8 protein-coding genes are annotated in these 15,046 nt (G+C 33.2%); 4 read left to right on the top strand and 4 right to left on the bottom strand.

The window, feature by feature from the left end; all coding sequences use genetic code 11:
• Nucleotides 1-39 precede the first annotated feature (39 nt).
• From ROY99_13060 to ROY99_13045, 4 genes are all read left to right on the top strand, one after another.
• Entirely contained in the window at nucleotides 40-1,725 is a 1,686-nt protein-coding gene (locus tag ROY99_13060; protein MDT3697306.1) for a hypothetical protein, read from the top strand.
• 268 nt (nucleotides 1,726-1,993) lie between these two features.
• A complete protein-coding gene (locus tag ROY99_13055; protein ID MDT3697305.1) occupies nucleotides 1,994-3,991 on the top strand; it encodes a T9SS type A sorting domain-containing protein in 1,998 nt (665 codons plus the stop codon).
• A 207-nt stretch (nucleotides 3,992-4,198) separates the two neighbouring features.
• On the top strand, nucleotides 4,199-4,450 hold the full coding sequence (locus ROY99_13050) for a septation protein SpoVG family protein (GenBank protein MDT3697304.1): 252 nt from the start codon (nucleotides 4,199-4,201) through the stop codon (nucleotides 4,448-4,450).
• An 84-nt stretch (nucleotides 4,451-4,534) separates the two neighbouring features.
• A complete protein-coding gene (locus ROY99_13045; protein MDT3697303.1) occupies nucleotides 4,535-7,366 on the top strand; it encodes a pitrilysin family protein in 2,832 nt (943 codons plus the stop codon).
• Nucleotides 7,367-7,428: 62 nt separating this feature from the next.
• On the opposite strand, the gene ROY99_13040 is transcribed toward ROY99_13045, so the two are convergent.
• The 4 genes from ROY99_13040 to ROY99_13025 all read right to left on the bottom strand — a co-directional run bounded on the left by ROY99_13040 (nucleotide 7,429) and on the right by ROY99_13025 (nucleotide 14,795).
• Nucleotides 7,429-8,847 (bottom strand): OmpA family protein, encoded by a 1,419-nt coding sequence (locus ROY99_13040; protein ID MDT3697302.1) that lies wholly within the window; start codon nucleotides 8,845-8,847, stop codon nucleotides 7,429-7,431.
• Between the two features lie 323 nt (nucleotides 8,848-9,170).
• The gene (locus ROY99_13035; GenBank protein MDT3697301.1) at nucleotides 9,171-12,263 is read right to left on the bottom strand and encodes an efflux RND transporter permease subunit; all 3,093 of its coding nucleotides are present in this window, start codon (nucleotides 12,261-12,263) and stop codon (nucleotides 9,171-9,173) included.
• A 12-nt stretch (nucleotides 12,264-12,275) separates the two neighbouring features.
• The gene (locus ROY99_13030) at nucleotides 12,276-13,322 is read right to left on the bottom strand and encodes an efflux RND transporter periplasmic adaptor subunit (protein ID MDT3697300.1); all 1,047 of its coding nucleotides are present in this window, start codon (nucleotides 13,320-13,322) and stop codon (nucleotides 12,276-12,278) included.
• A 33-nt stretch (nucleotides 13,323-13,355) separates the two neighbouring features.
• A complete protein-coding gene (locus tag ROY99_13025; GenBank protein MDT3697299.1) occupies nucleotides 13,356-14,795 on the bottom strand; it encodes a TolC family protein in 1,440 nt (479 codons plus the stop codon).
• Nucleotides 14,796-15,046: the final 251 nt, after the last annotated feature.

Raw genomic sequence — 15,046 nt, 5'->3', positions numbered from 1 at the left:
AAATAAAATTATATTTGCACATTAAAATCCGGATATTAAATGAGACTGAGTCCTAAACAACTGATTATCTTTGTAATATTTTTAGCATTTCAAATAATTGCACAGGTAGAAAATGTTCCGTTAAAAAACGGAGTTTATTTATTTCTTAAGGAAATGAAAGTTAAAGGCATTTTGGATTTTATTAGTGAAGATGATCCTGTTTTATCAAGGTTTGAAGTTAAAAATCTGCTTGATGAAATATCAAAACACAAAATTGATTTAAGTAATACCGAGCTAAAACTTTTAGATAAATATCTGTTTGAATTTTCAGAATCAATTCATCCGGATACAACCACACAATTATTTAATCCAAAGAATAGTTCTTCTTCTTCTGATCGGGAAATAAGTTATGATGACAAAATAAAATACTTATATGCTTATAAGGAGGCGGATGCAAATTTTTATTTGGATTTATTAGGACATTTTTATCACGGACAGGATTTCTCTCAGACAAGTGCAGTAAACTCAAATTTATTTGATATCGGTTTCAGATTAAGAGGAACACTTTTCAATCATCTTGGATATAATCTAACAACATTAAAGGGCGGTGGAAGCGGAAACAGATACTTTGCTGAAATTATAGAACCGAAATTACTTTCCAATTTTAAGTGGGTCGAAAATATTGAGAATATCGGTAATTACGATTTTACATCCGGATACTTAAAATATTATTCAGAACCAGTTGATAATATGCATCTATCAGTCCAATTGGGTAGAGAAGACCTCACACTTGGTTATGGATATGGAAGTAAACTTTTATTATCCGGTGATAATCCAGCTATGGATTTTATTAAATTTAATTTTGATTACGGAATTGTCAGTATTTCTTCAGTTCATACTTCTACAACTAGTTACTTTAATACGGATAGAAGTAAAAATCATACAAAATACTTTGCCTTTAATCATCTAAAATTAAAATTTAAAAATTTGTTTGATATTGGGATAGGGGAGTCAATAATTTATTCAGGCAGAGGTTTGGATTTGGGTTACCTTACACCTGTGGGATTTTATAAATTTATTGAGATGAGCCTGCAGGATAGAGATAATGGAAATATTTATTTTGATTTGCAAACTAAATTTCTAAAAAATCTTGAATTTCAGGGTACCTTTTTTCTCGATGAAAATATACTAAGCAATCTCGCTGAACTTGATAAATATACGAATAAAACTGCATATCAGCTTGGTGCATTTTGGTATCAGCCGATTGGGATTGATGACCTTTCTTTGATATTAGAATATACAAGAATCCGCCCTTATGTTTACACTCATTATGATATCAAGAATAACTACACTGCTTTTGGTGCAAATCTTGGGCACCGGATTGGACCAAACTCTGATGAAATTATGATACAATCTAATTATAACTTTAATGAATGGATCAGACTTAGTACTGAATATCGTTATCAGAGAGAAGGTGAAAATATTTACGATGAAAATGGTGTATTGATTAAAAATGTCGGCGGAGATATTGCAGTATCACATGGATATATTCTCGAATCAGAAAAAGCTTTTTTTTTAGATGGTGAACGGGTAAATACTAATTTCTTTAAGCTGGCAATCAAAGTTGAACCAATACGGGGATTCTTCTTTGATGTATCTTATAATTTTATGAAAAGAGAAAATTTAGCGAAACACATATCTTCAAATCAGAATTTTGCTTTATTAAAATTCACCCTTGAGTACTAAAGTTAAAAATTAACAAATAAAAAAGCTTACAATAAATCAACCCTTAGCCATAGAATTATTTGCCAACTATAAAGCTTCCCTCATTTTTGACAGAAAAAACTCACTCATTCCTATTATCGAGAAGTTTTAAGAACTTAACTTATTCCAAATTTAAAATTCATTGCGAAAAATCGAAAAATTGGCGAAATCCAATAATTGACCTTTGTTAATGTTTGGAACAAGGTTTGATTTACCAAACCAGCATAATTTAATTTATCGAGGATAGTATATGAAAAAATCAGTACTCTTGTTCTTTTTTATTTTAACTGTAGGAACAATACTTAACTTTGCTCAAACAGTTAGCGTTTCTACCTATGGCGTTTCACCTCATGATGTTGAAGCCGACAGTATTGAACATTATTTTAACAGAACGTATAATGGACTTAGAAATGTTGGAATTGAAACAAAAGTTTTTGTATTAGCCAAATCAACTGCTGCTTTTTCAAACCCAACCTGGCAAGTAATTGAAAAACCAACAGGTTCCAACGTACAATTTGGTTCAGTTAAAGTAATTGATACTTCAAATCAGATTATTACTTTTATACCTGATGTACAGGGAACTTATAAAATTAAGTTTTCCAGCGGCACACAAACAGCAGAAATGATATTTAATGCTGCGCTTTATTTGGGTGTAGAGGGCGGACCAGTATCTTGTAAAACATGTCATCAATATTCAATCGCTGGTATTCCGGATATTTACAATCCTTGGTCAGCTACCGGTCACGCACTTGATAATAAAAAAGCTTTTGACGGAGAATTTGGTTTCTTTATTCCTTCTTGTATGCCGTGTCATACAACAGGTTTTGATCCTGCTGCTAATAATGATGGCTTTGATGATTTTCCTTTTGTATTCCCATCTGTAAGACAGCCGGGTGTTTACAATCAATTGTTTGCTCTTTATCCTGAAGCAATGGGAAGGTCAAGTATTCAGTGCGAAGCTTGCCATGGACCTGGCAGTAATCACTTAGCACAAATTGACAATGCTAAGATTGATATGACTTTATCTGCTGATGTTTGTTCTTATTGCCATAAAGGCGGAGAAGAAAACGATATTCCGTTACAATATGATCTTTCTTTCCACGGTATCGGTGATGCATTGTCTCATGTTTCAAACAATGCTACCTGTAATCCGTGCCACTATGGTAAAGCATTTGTTAATAAATTAAAAGGTGTTACCGGACCGGTTACTGAAACTGATCCGATTACCTGCGCTACTTGTCACGATCCGCACGATGCAACCAATACTTATCAGCTTAGAATTGTTACTGCTACTATGAAAAATGGATTAACAGTTGATAACGCCGGATATGGTGGTTTATGTTTGAATTGTCATCAATCAAGAGTTAATGCAGTTTCTTATGTTCAAAATTATAGGGCATCATTAAACTCAAGATTTGGCCCTCATCATGGACCGCAGGGTGATTTGTTAATCGGAACTAATGCCTATACTTGGGGCGAAACACTTGATCAATCTCCTCACTTTGCAGATATTGAAAATACTTGTATAGGCTGTCATATGTATGAAAATGACAATGTCCTTAATCCTGATTTAAGCGTTGGAGGACATACATTTAATATGGTTAATGCACTTGGACAAGATAATGTAAAAGCCTGTGTTGATTGTCATGGCAACATTGGTACAGACTTCAATCAGAAAAAATTATACATTAACGGTAATGCTGATCTTGATAAAAATGGTGTTGCAGAAGGATTGCAGATTGAAGTTGAAGGACTGATGCAGCAGTTAGCAATGTTACTGCCTCCTTATGGTTCTCCGAATATCAATGTTATTGATTCAACCTGGACCATGGATGAAGCAGGAGCATTTTTCAATTATAAAATGATAGCTGAAGATAGAAGCTTTGGTATGCACAACCCAAGATATATAGTTGGATTGCTCTATTTATCAATTGGTAAATTAGGCGGCACAGTTAGCATTGACGATATGAACTCAGAATTACCAAGCTCTTATACTTTATCAAACAATTATCCTAATCCATTTAATCCTACAACTACGATTAATTTCTCAATCCCAGAGCAGACTAATGTTAAAGTAATTATTTACGATGCTCTCGGAAATCAGGTTGATGTAATAGCTGACGAAGTTAAATCTGCCGGTAATTACAGTGTTAAATGGAATGCAGTAAATAATGCTTCCGGAATCTATTTCTACAAACTTGAAACAGATAATTTTGTTCAGGTTCGTAAAATGGTACTTATGAAATAATCCTTTCTTTAGTTGGTTAGTAGTTAGTTAGCGATTGAGTCCGCTGTGTTAAGCGGGCTCTTTCGTTTTAAAGTAGTTTTCTATCTAACCTATCCATTATTAGAAATAATTATTATTACTTTTTTGAAGATTTTGGTTGTCAAGTTTTTGACTTGTTATTAACTTCGTGATGATATTTTACAATTTAATCTAACCGGAGTAATCATTATGAAAATCTATCGAATGAACAAAATCCAAAGTACAGGTACCAGCAAAACACTTGCTTTCTTCGATATTCAATTAGATAACGAAATTATTATTAAAGGATTCAGAATTATAAATGGCAGCAAAGGTCTGTTTATTTCTGCACCTGATGAAAAAGGAAAAGACGGCAAATTTCATGAGACTGTTATCCTGCCCAAAGAAATGAAATCTGATTTGGAAAAAATAGCTTTGGACGAATACAATAAACAGTCTTAATCCTTTAGCTCTTCTCTATGTTAATATAAAAATATAGCAATAGTATTAATACAAAAACCAATTATTTAAAGTTGCGGAGGTTTTATGCTGAAGATTTATTTTCTCATATTGATTTCTATTACCTTAATTCCTCAAACCTTATCTGCTCAAACTGAGTTTAAGCTTGAGTTTGAAAAGTATTCACTTAAAAACGGACTTGATGTAATATTACACATTGATAGATCAGACCCGATTACTGCGGTAGCAATTCAATATCATGTTGGAAGCAATAGAGAAGTTCAGGGCAAAACCGGCTTTGCTCACTTATTTGAACATATTATGTTTCAGGAATCTCAACACGTTGGACAAGATCAATTCTTTAAATTAATTCAAGGAAATGGCGGAACTTTGAACGGAGGAACCTGGAGTGATGGAACAATTTATTTTGAGGTTGTTCCCAATAGTGCTTTAGAATTAGCGCTTTGGCTCGAAGCTGATAGAATGGGATTTATGCTGCCAACTGTTACTTATGATGCTTTTCTAAATCAACAACAAGTAGTACAAAACGAAAAAAGACAGAATTATGATAACAGACCTTATGGACAATCGAGCTATATAATAGGAAAGCTATTATATCCCGAAGGGCATCCTTATAACTGGACTACTATTGGCTCCTTAGAAGATTTACAAAATGCAACCTTAAAGGATGTGCACGATTTCTATTCTAAATGGTATGGACCAAATAACGCTACACTGGTTGTTTCAGGTGATTTTGATGTTGAACAAACGAAAAAATGGATTGAAAAATACTTTGGAGAAATTAAATCCTCTGCACCAGTTGAAGCACTCAAACCGATGCTGATTAAACTTAAAGATTTCAAAAGAGCTTATTACGAAGATAATTTTGCGCAATCACCTGAACTAACTATGTTATTTCCGTCTGTAGAAAATTATTCCGATGACAGCTATGCATTAAATGTACTGGCTGATTTAATTGGCAGAGGAAAAAAATCACCTTTGTATAAATTATTAGTAGAAGAGAAAAAACTAGCACCGTCTTTTTATGTTGCTGATAATGGAGCAGAGATAGCAGGCGATTTTAGAATTGTTGTAAGAACATATCCAAATAAAGACTTAACAGAAGTAGAAAAATCCATACTTGAAGGTTTTGCTAAGTTTGAAAAAGACGGATTTACTGAAAAGGATCTGGAAAGAACCAAAGCAGGTATTGAAACGCAGTTTTATAATTCAATCTCAAGTGTTCTTGGTAAATCTTATCAACTTGCTTCTTATAATGTATTTAAGGGTACTCCCGGTTATTTAAACACTGACTTAAAGAAAATTCTTTCAGTAACAAGCGCAGATGTCTGGAGGGTTTATAACAAGTATTTAAAAGATCAGAAATATGTGCTGCTTAGTTTAGTTCCAAAAGGCAAATCTGAATTAGCCGCAGAAAATTCAGAGTTGTTTATCATTCCGGAAGATAATATCAAAATATTTACTGAAGAAGAACAAACAGCTTTGCGTAATAAACCTGAGAACCTTGTAAAAGTTGATAAGATAACATCTTCTTTTGACAGATCGAAAATGCCGGTTAATGGACCAGATGCATTACTTAAAGAACAGAAAATCTGGAAATGGGCACTGCACAACGGAATTAAAATTCTTGGTATTGAACAAAATGAACTTCCATTGGTTGACTTTCAGATTTCAATAAAAGGAGGAATGCTGCTTGACCAACCGGATAAAGTAGGCACATCTAATTTAACTGCACGGATGATGATGCAAGGTACAAAGACCAAAACACCTCTGGAACTTGAGCAAGCTATTCAGGATCTTGGTGCTAACATTTCAATATCAGCTTCAAATGATGAAATAAGTCTTAGGGCTAATTGCCTATCTTCTAAATTTGCTGAAACATTTGCATTGGTTGAAGAAATATTATTTGAGCCAAGATGGGATGAAAAAGAGTTTGAGAGATTAAAGAGTGAAACAATCGAGAGCATTAATAGATCCAAAACTTCTGCAAGCACTACAGCTTCAAATGTATTTGCATTATTGATTTATGGTAAAGATAACATATTGTCAAATAATACAATTGGTAATGAAGCATCTGTTCAATCAATTACAATTCAGGATTTGATGAAGTATTATGATTCAGCTTTTGATGCTCAGAATACTAATATCTGTATTGCCGGTGATGTATCAAAAGAATCTGCTATTGATAAATTTACCAACCTGGAAATTAAATGGAAGAAGAAGGGGACAGTTGTTAAGCTGCCTGAGAAGTTTAATTCATATCAAAGCTCTAAATTATTTTTTATAGATTTTCCTGGGGCAAAACAATCAGAAATAAGGATTGGATCAATTGGGATACCATTTACTGACCCTGATTATTTTAAGACAACAGTAATGAATTATAAATTGGGCGGAAGCTTTAACAGTTTTGTTAATATGATTCTTAGAGAGGAAAAAGGCTATACATACGGTGCAAGAACCGGTTTTTCAGGATATGAATATCCCGGATATTTTTCTGCAAATGCTGGTGTTCAGACAAATGCAACATTAGAATCTGTTGAAATATTTCGTGATGAAATGAATAAATACAGAAATGGTATTTCTGATGATGATCTTAAATTCACAAAAGATGCGTTGATAAAATCAAATGCTTTAAGATTTGAAACTATCGGAGCATTAAGAGGTATGTTAACTCAGATTGCAAAATATAATCTTCCATTCAATTTTATTAACTTGCAGGAAAAACAAATTGAAGAAATGACTTTTGATGAGCATAAGATGCTGGCACAAAAATATATCAATCCTGATAAGATGGTATATCTTGTAGCTGGTGATAAAGAAACTCAATTTGAACAATTAAAAAAACTTGGGTTAGGTGAACCAATTCTATTGGATAAGAATGGAAATGAAATAAAATAAAATAAAAATTTGGATAAGTACAAAAGGCTTTCCGGATTGATCATCAGGAAAGCCTTTTTTTATTAATTAGTCTGCTTTAATTCACAACGTCTGTTCTTCTGCCGGTTCGCCCTGGTTGTATTCGGTACAAACGGTTTTTCCATTCCATATCCGATTGCAGTCATTCGTTCAGCCTCTATTCCTTTTTTTGTTAACCAGTTTTTAACTGATTCAGCCCTCTTTAAAGACAAAATCTTATTATAGTTTTTTGTACCTCTGTTATCAGTATGACCGCCAATTTCGATAAGAATATTCTCATGTTCTTTAAGCACTATCAATGCATTGTTTAATATTTTCTCAGATTCACGTGTTATATTCGTTTTATCAAATCCAAAAGTAATATTATCAAAAACAAAGACCTGTTTTTTTGTTTCTTGAATATCATCTTTAAAAGACAAAGGATTTGTTCCTCTTTTAACTTCAGTGAGGTCATCAATAGAACCGCCATCGGTATCTTTGTCAAGCGGATTCGTTTTATATGCAAATATTTCCTCGGAATCACTTAAACCATCACCATCCGTATCAGGATTAAGTAGATCAGTTTTATATTTTGTGATTTCATCATAGTCTGTTAAGCCATCACCATCTGTATCAGCATTTAACGGATTTGATTTATATTCAATTATTTCCTGATAATCAGTTAAACCATCTGAGTCAGAATCTATCTTTTGCGGATTAGTCTTATATTTATTTACTTCATCAAAATCCGGTAAACCATCAGCATCAGTATCTGTAGTTAAAGGATTGATTTTTAATTCATTGATGTCCTTATTTCCAAATGTGTCCTTTTCAGTGCTGTTAATGAGATAGATAAAACCAACTGAAGTATTGAGATAAGAATCCCAAATCTTTTTTGTCCGGCTTTGAAAACCATCAAGCTCATAACTGGAACTAATAGCTCCGCCGAGTGAAAACTCAAAAAGAAAGTTTTTACCAAGTGAAAACTCGGAACCAAATCCAAAAGGAAATAAACCAGCCCATCCATTTTTATTGTTAAAATCACTATCTAGTCCTTCAGGTTTTATGTGGGATATGTAATGCATAATTCCGGCACCGGCATAGAAAAAGGGATTCCATGAATTAAAACGAAATGGATTAACCTTTACTCTTATATCGAACGGAAGTATAGTTGTTTTGTAATCACCCTGATCAATATCGTTACAATATGCATCTCCGGCATATCTACCATAACCAAGATTAAACTCAGCATCAAATACATCTGATAGTTTAACTGAATATAGTATCTCAGCTAAAAATGAGAAATGATAAGATTTAAAAGAAAAATCATCGTTCCCGCCAAATCCTACATTTCTAAATTCATTTTCAGGGTAGATTTGATTATACCTTATGCCAAATTTTGAATCCCAATCCTTAAACTGAGCTTTCGCTTGTATGTTTAATATCAAAACAAAAATTGCTGTTGTCAGTAATAATTTTTTCATTAGAAGCTGCTTGTTTGTTTTTGTTAATTTTCATTCACCTTTTATTATCGATTACTTAATGAATTAGTTAAGTATGCAAAAAAAAATCCCGAAACCAAGGTTTCGGGAAATCGATTTATCAGAAAGAATGAGGATGGTTCTTTACTGATAAGGTTTGCTTAACTAACTAACTATTTCAACCCAGTACATTATCGAATATTTTTAAAGAAAGTTTAGAGATAAGTTTGAAGTTGGCAAGATATTTATTTGAGTAAGAAATTGTAAAAGAAATAGTATAAAGGGCGAGCAAGCAGCTCACCCTTTACAATTGTGAAAATTATTGTTTACACTTTTTCTCTGCTCATTGGATCGACAAATTTTTCTTTTGAAGTCAAATAATAAAGTGCCGGAATAACAAATAATGTTAATGCGGTTGAGATAAGTAAACCGCCGATAGCTACAATTCCTAAAGGCATTCTTATTTCTTTACCTGCTGCACCGATACCTAAAGCCAATGGAAGCATTCCAAGAATAATTGCAATTGATGACATTAACTGAGGCTTTAATTTGATGGGTGCTGCTTCAAGAAGAGCAGCTTTCGGCAGATAACCTTGTTCACGTCTAAGTTGATTTGTGTAGTCAAGAATAAGAATAGCATTATTAACAACAATTCCAATCAACATAATGATAGCCATTAAAGATGTAATGCTAAAAGCAGTATTAGTAAAAAATAATGCCAACACAACACCAATCAATCCAAGTACAACAGTAAACATTATCAGAACGGGCTGCCAAAAACTTTCTAGTATTGCTGCGAGCAGCATATAAGTTAACAGAACCGCTAAAAAGAATGCGAAGATCATATCTTGAATCATGTCGTTCATCATTTTAACATTTCCACCCCAGGTAAAAGTATAACCTGCCGGAAGTTCAATTTCTTCAAATCTTTTCTGAATTTCACTAGTAACATTACCCAAAGGAACACCGGGCGCAGCAGCACCTGTAAACATTATTGATGTAAACTTGTCTCTGTGCAAGATCGTAGTAAATCCTTCTGTAAATTTAACATCAGCTAATTGGGCAATTCTAAATGAACCAAATTGTGTCGCAACGGAGATATTTCCGATCTTTTCGGGTGTGTTTACAGATTTGTCATCAAGAGTAACAGTAATATCATATTCATCACCACGTTCACGGTATTTTGCCGATTGAATACCTTCAATTCCCGAGCGCAGAGTTAACGCTAATTCGGTAATTGTCATACCCAATTCAGTTAATTTTTCTCTTCTGGGATAAATAGTAATTTCTGGTTTTCCTGCTCTAGAACTATTATCAAAATTAATCAATCCAGGAACATCTTTTAACTTTTTAATAGTTTGGTTTTTCAATATCTCCAATTCTTCAAGATCTTGTCCTAGCAAGAAAAACTGAATTGGTGCTTCCTGTCCGCCCATACGAAATCCGACATCTACTTTGATACTTGCATTTGGGATATCCACAAGTTCTGTATTAAGCATTGAAATAAGTTCAAGCAGTTTAATATCGCGCTCATTTGCGTCTGTAAGCTGTACATTCATAACTGCCATGTTTGTACCAACATCAAGATCACTAAGTTTTCCAAGATCTGTTAAAATGTATTTTACTTCCTTATGCTTTTTTACTCTCTCTTCAACCAAACGAATGGTGTTAGCAGTTTCATCAAGATTATTTCCGGGAGGTAGTTCTACTTTAACTACAATTTTACCATCATCAGTAGTCGGAATAAATTCAAATCCAAGTCTTGGACCGAAAATCAAAATAACAATAATGAATATTACAATTGTTGCAGCTACAGTTAATCCACTTCTAAGCTTGGATTTAAGAATGTAGTTGAGCATCTTTTTATAGTAATCAATTTGCAGGGCATCAAATTTATTAAACCAGTTTACAAACTTTCCTGTCTTATGTTCTTTCGAAAGAAATATTGAGGAAAGCAATGGTGTTAAAGTGAAGGACATCAGTAATGAAAATATTGTTGCAAAAACCGCAGCCAAAGCTAATTCTTTCAACATCAAACCTACCATCGAGGACATATTTGCTATAGGTAAGAATACAACAATATTAGTTAGTGTAGATGCAAGAACAGCTACTCCAACTTCAGATGTGCCTTTATATGTTGCTTGTTTAATTGACAAGCCCATATGTTTATAACGGAAGACATTTTCAAGCACAACAACAGAGTTTGCAACAAGTACTCCAACAGAAACAGAAAGACCCATCAGAGTCATCATATTTAAAGACAATCCAAAAGCCTGTAATAATAAAAATGTAGAAATAATCGAAGTAGGCATTGACATCGCAACAACAATTGTAGATCGCCAGTCGTGTAAGAATAAAAATAGAACAAGCGAAGTAAACAGAACTCCGAGGTAAATGTTGCTCATTGTGTCATCAAAACTGCTCTGAACAAAGTTTGATGCATCATTTACAATTTCAAGTTTTGTTCCTTCGGGCAAAGTGCTTTGGATATCAGGAAGTGAATTACGGATAGCTTCAGCAACTTTTACAACATTACCATCAGTACTTTTTATGATTCCAAGTCGGACAACATTTTCATTTTTGAAATTTTCAACCGCATTAAAAAAGGTAGCTCTTTGTCTGATATCCTTACCTGAATCCTGAACTTCAGCGATCTGTCTGATTTTTTTTGGACCAAAAGCAGTTGGTATTTCCAGTTCACTAATATCATTTGAATTTTGAAACTGTCCCTGCAGTCTTACTGTATATTCCTGGCTTCCAATCTGAAAATAACCGCCCGGAATATCCATATTGTGCATTCTTAGCATCTGACTTAGCTGAGGTAATGAAATATTATTTTCATAAACTACTTTGTTATCAAGAACAACACGAATCTCTCTTTCCTGTCCACCGGTTATTTGGACATTAGCAACTCCGTTTATCTGAGAAAATCTGTCTTTTAAAGTTTTATCGGCAATTTCATATAATTGTCTTGGGTTAAGATTTCCGCTTAAAACTACATCAACAACCGGAGTTAATCTGAGATCAATTTTTTGAACAACCGGTTCAAATGCATCATCCGGCAAATCATTAATTATTAAATCAACTTTATCTTTTACTTCCTGATTAGCTACATTTACATCTTTAGATAACTGGAACTCAATTATAATAATTGAAGCGCCATCAAGTGAATATGATTCGATTCGTTCAATCTGACTAATTGTTGCAACTGCGTCTTCAATTCTTTTTGTTATAAGAGTTTCAGTTTCTTTAGGACCAGCTCCGGGATATATTGTTCTTACTGTTACAAATGGTATTTCGACATCCGGCATAAGGTTAAGATTTAAACCAAAATATGCAATCAAACCGAAGATCAGGAAAACTAAAATTCCTACGATAGTTAAGACGGGTCTGTTTATTGATACTTTTGCAAGAAACATCTGGATTTCCTTTTATTGAATAACATTGATTTTGCTTCCGTCTTCTAACTGAGAAGCGCCTTTAACAATTAACATTTCTCCTGAGTTTAATCCCGAACTTATCTCGTACATTAAACCGCTTTCGCTTCCATTGGAGATATATCTTTTTGATGCTTTGCCATTATCGTTTACAAATACATACGAACCATTCTCATCATTCATAACAATACTTCTGGGAATAACAATTGCTTTCGGGTTTTCATAGGTTAAGATTTTTACTTCGTTTGTTAAACCGCTTTTTAAAATACTACGGGGATTATCAAATTCTACTTCCACATAAAAAGCTTGTTTAGCCGGGTCAATTGCCAAAGCAATTTCAATAACTTTACCAACAAACTTTTGCCCTCCAAACTCTGTTACTGCTGTCATCCCTTTTTTAAACTGAACAATTTCTTTTTCGGATACCCAGATTTTGCTTCGCATTTTAAATATTTGTGATACTGTAAAAAGAGGAGCCTCACTTTTAACTCCGTCACCTGGATTTACTTTTAGATTTACTATATAGCCGTCAAAAGGAGATTCTATAAACAGCATTTTTCTTAAAGACAGATAATTCCTTTGAGCAACTTCAAATTGAGTCTGAGCACCTTCAAAAGCAGCTAATGATGTTTCACCATCTTCATATAATGCTTTTATTCTAAGATAATTCCTCTCAGAATTTTCAAAGGTTGTTTTTGCCTGATTGTATTGCAATGCTGGATTATCCGAATCAAACTCAACAATTATTTGTCCTTCTTTTACATAGTCGCCGATTTTTGAATTAACTTTGGTGATATTACCACCAACCATTGCTCCTTTTGTTGCTTCTTTAATTCCAGTAAGCTTTGCAAAGAATGATAAATATTTTTCATAAGGCTGATATTTTATTTCTTCAATTCTTACAGGAATTCCTTCTTCACTTCTAATCTGTTCCGGGCTTTTATCTTTTTTGTTATCACCGCCGCAGCCTGCAAGTATTAAAAATGTTAAAAGGGTTAAAGCTGTACCGGTTAATATTTTATTTGATTTTAGTTTTTTCATCTAAATAATTTCTCCTGATAGTATGGATAAATTTTATTCAATTTCTGAAAAGTTAGTTAGATACTCAGAAGATGTTCTGCCGAGTAATTGTTCAAGTTCATATTTAGCAACAATATAATTGTAAGTAATTTGAATCAGATTTAACCGGGCTTGCTTTAAAGCCATGTCAGAATTCTGAATTTCGATTTGGCTGCCGGCTCCTTCCCGATATCTTGTGGTTGCAATTTCATAAGCTCTTTGAGCAACTCCTACAATACGTTTTTGGGCATCTAATAATGATTCTACTCTTTTTAATTCCATTAATTTAGATTTAACACTAAGTATTGTGTAATCCTGCAATTGATTTAATCTTTCTTCAGTTTGTTGAAAAGTAATAGTTGACTGCTCAACTGCGTGTTTTGTTCTGTTTCCCCGCCAAAGGTTAATGGATAAACTTATGCCAACAGTTGCAGATGAATAAGTATTAAAGTTCCAATCTTCAGAAGAACCAGCATAAGAATACTGACCGAAAGCAGCAAGAGTAGGCCAATAACCAGCAACATCAAGATCAATGAATGCTTCATCAACCTGCTTTTTAAGATCAAGAGTTTTTAATTCAAAATTTTCAGTAAGTGCTTCATTTATTAAATCATTTTCATCTGAATGCTCAAACGATTGATAAACAAAATCTCCCTGTACATCAATTTCTTCACTTTGATTTATGCCAAGCACAATTTTTAATCCATCCGCAGCAGTCTTTAAATTATTTTCCATCTGCAAAAGGACTGGTCTAATATTCTCAACCTGAACTTCTGCCTGAAGCATATCAAATTCTGAAACAAGTCCCTGTTTATGCAATGCTTTAACATTATTAAGATTATCCATCGCATTATCAAAACTTTGTTTTGTTATCTCAAGTACTTTTTTAGAAAGCAATACTCCATAGAAAGTCTTTTGTACCGATAAAACTGTTTTAGAAACAGTACTATTGAGATCTGCTTTAGCAAGTTCATAATAAATTTTTGATGCACCGATTCCCTTAAATACAGCCGAACTAAATAGTGTTTGTGTAAGTGTTATACCGGTTGAAAAGTTATTTGACTGAGAAAATGATTGTAAGATATTATTCATAGGCATATACTTACTATTATCACGCGGTATAACATTTTCATCGAAAAGAATTGAATATGTTGCATTTGTTAACAGTGCTTGAAAATCCGGAAACAACATCATAGGCTTTTTAATAAAGTGGGAAAAACTGCCGGATAAATCAAGACTTGGCAGTGCATATCCAAAAGCTTCATCAACTGCTGCTTCAGCTTTTTTAACATTCATCACTGATATTGAAATATCGCGGTTGTTCTGTAGAGCAATATTAATTGCTTCTTTAATGTTCAGAACCTTTTGCTGTGCCGAAGTATTTCTGCCAAAGACTGTTGTTAAAAATAAAATTATGAAAAAAGTAAAATAAAAAGGGGGGTTTTTAGTCTTCATCTATTTCTCTAATATGAACTAGCAAATTTTGTATTAAATAAGATTTATTGTTGAAAGTAAGAATTTTTAAGTGTTAGAAAACCTACTATGTAAAATTAAACAAATCTTACAAAATATTTTTTTTAAAATTTGATAAGTGGTAATTGATGTGAACAAAATCAATGTTACACAATTAGCAAACATATAAATATCAGTGATTGTTAAGTAAAATATCCTCTCTGGTTCGGTTAGTGATTATCTAAAAAAATGTA

The organism is Ignavibacterium sp. (genome assembly GCA_032027145.1).
Taxonomy (GTDB): domain Bacteria; phylum Bacteroidota; class Ignavibacteria; order Ignavibacteriales; family Ignavibacteriaceae; genus IGN3.
Note: the sequence above shows the minus strand (reverse complement) of the source record. Positions and strands in the feature narration are given on the sequence as shown.

Coding starts and splice junctions, on each gene's coding strand:
- ROY99_13040 (MDT3697302.1), bottom strand. CDS start 8,847: ATGAAAAAATTATTACTGACAACAGCAATTTTTGTTTTGATATTAAAC.
- ROY99_13025 (MDT3697299.1), bottom strand. CDS start 14,795: ATGAAGACTAAAAACCCCCCTTTTTATTTTACTTTTTTCATAATTTTA.
- ROY99_13035 (MDT3697301.1), bottom strand. CDS start 12,263: ATGTTTCTTGCAAAAGTATCAATAAACAGACCCGTCTTAACTATCGTA.
- ROY99_13060 (MDT3697306.1), top strand. CDS start 40: ATGAGACTGAGTCCTAAACAACTGATTATCTTTGTAATATTTTTAGCA.
- ROY99_13030 (MDT3697300.1), bottom strand. CDS start 13,322: ATGAAAAAACTAAAATCAAATAAAATATTAACCGGTACAGCTTTAACC.
- ROY99_13050 (MDT3697304.1), top strand. CDS start 4,199: ATGAAAATCTATCGAATGAACAAAATCCAAAGTACAGGTACCAGCAAA.
- ROY99_13055 (MDT3697305.1), top strand. CDS start 1,994: ATGAAAAAATCAGTACTCTTGTTCTTTTTTATTTTAACTGTAGGAACA.
- ROY99_13045 (MDT3697303.1), top strand. CDS start 4,535: ATGCTGAAGATTTATTTTCTCATATTGATTTCTATTACCTTAATTCCT.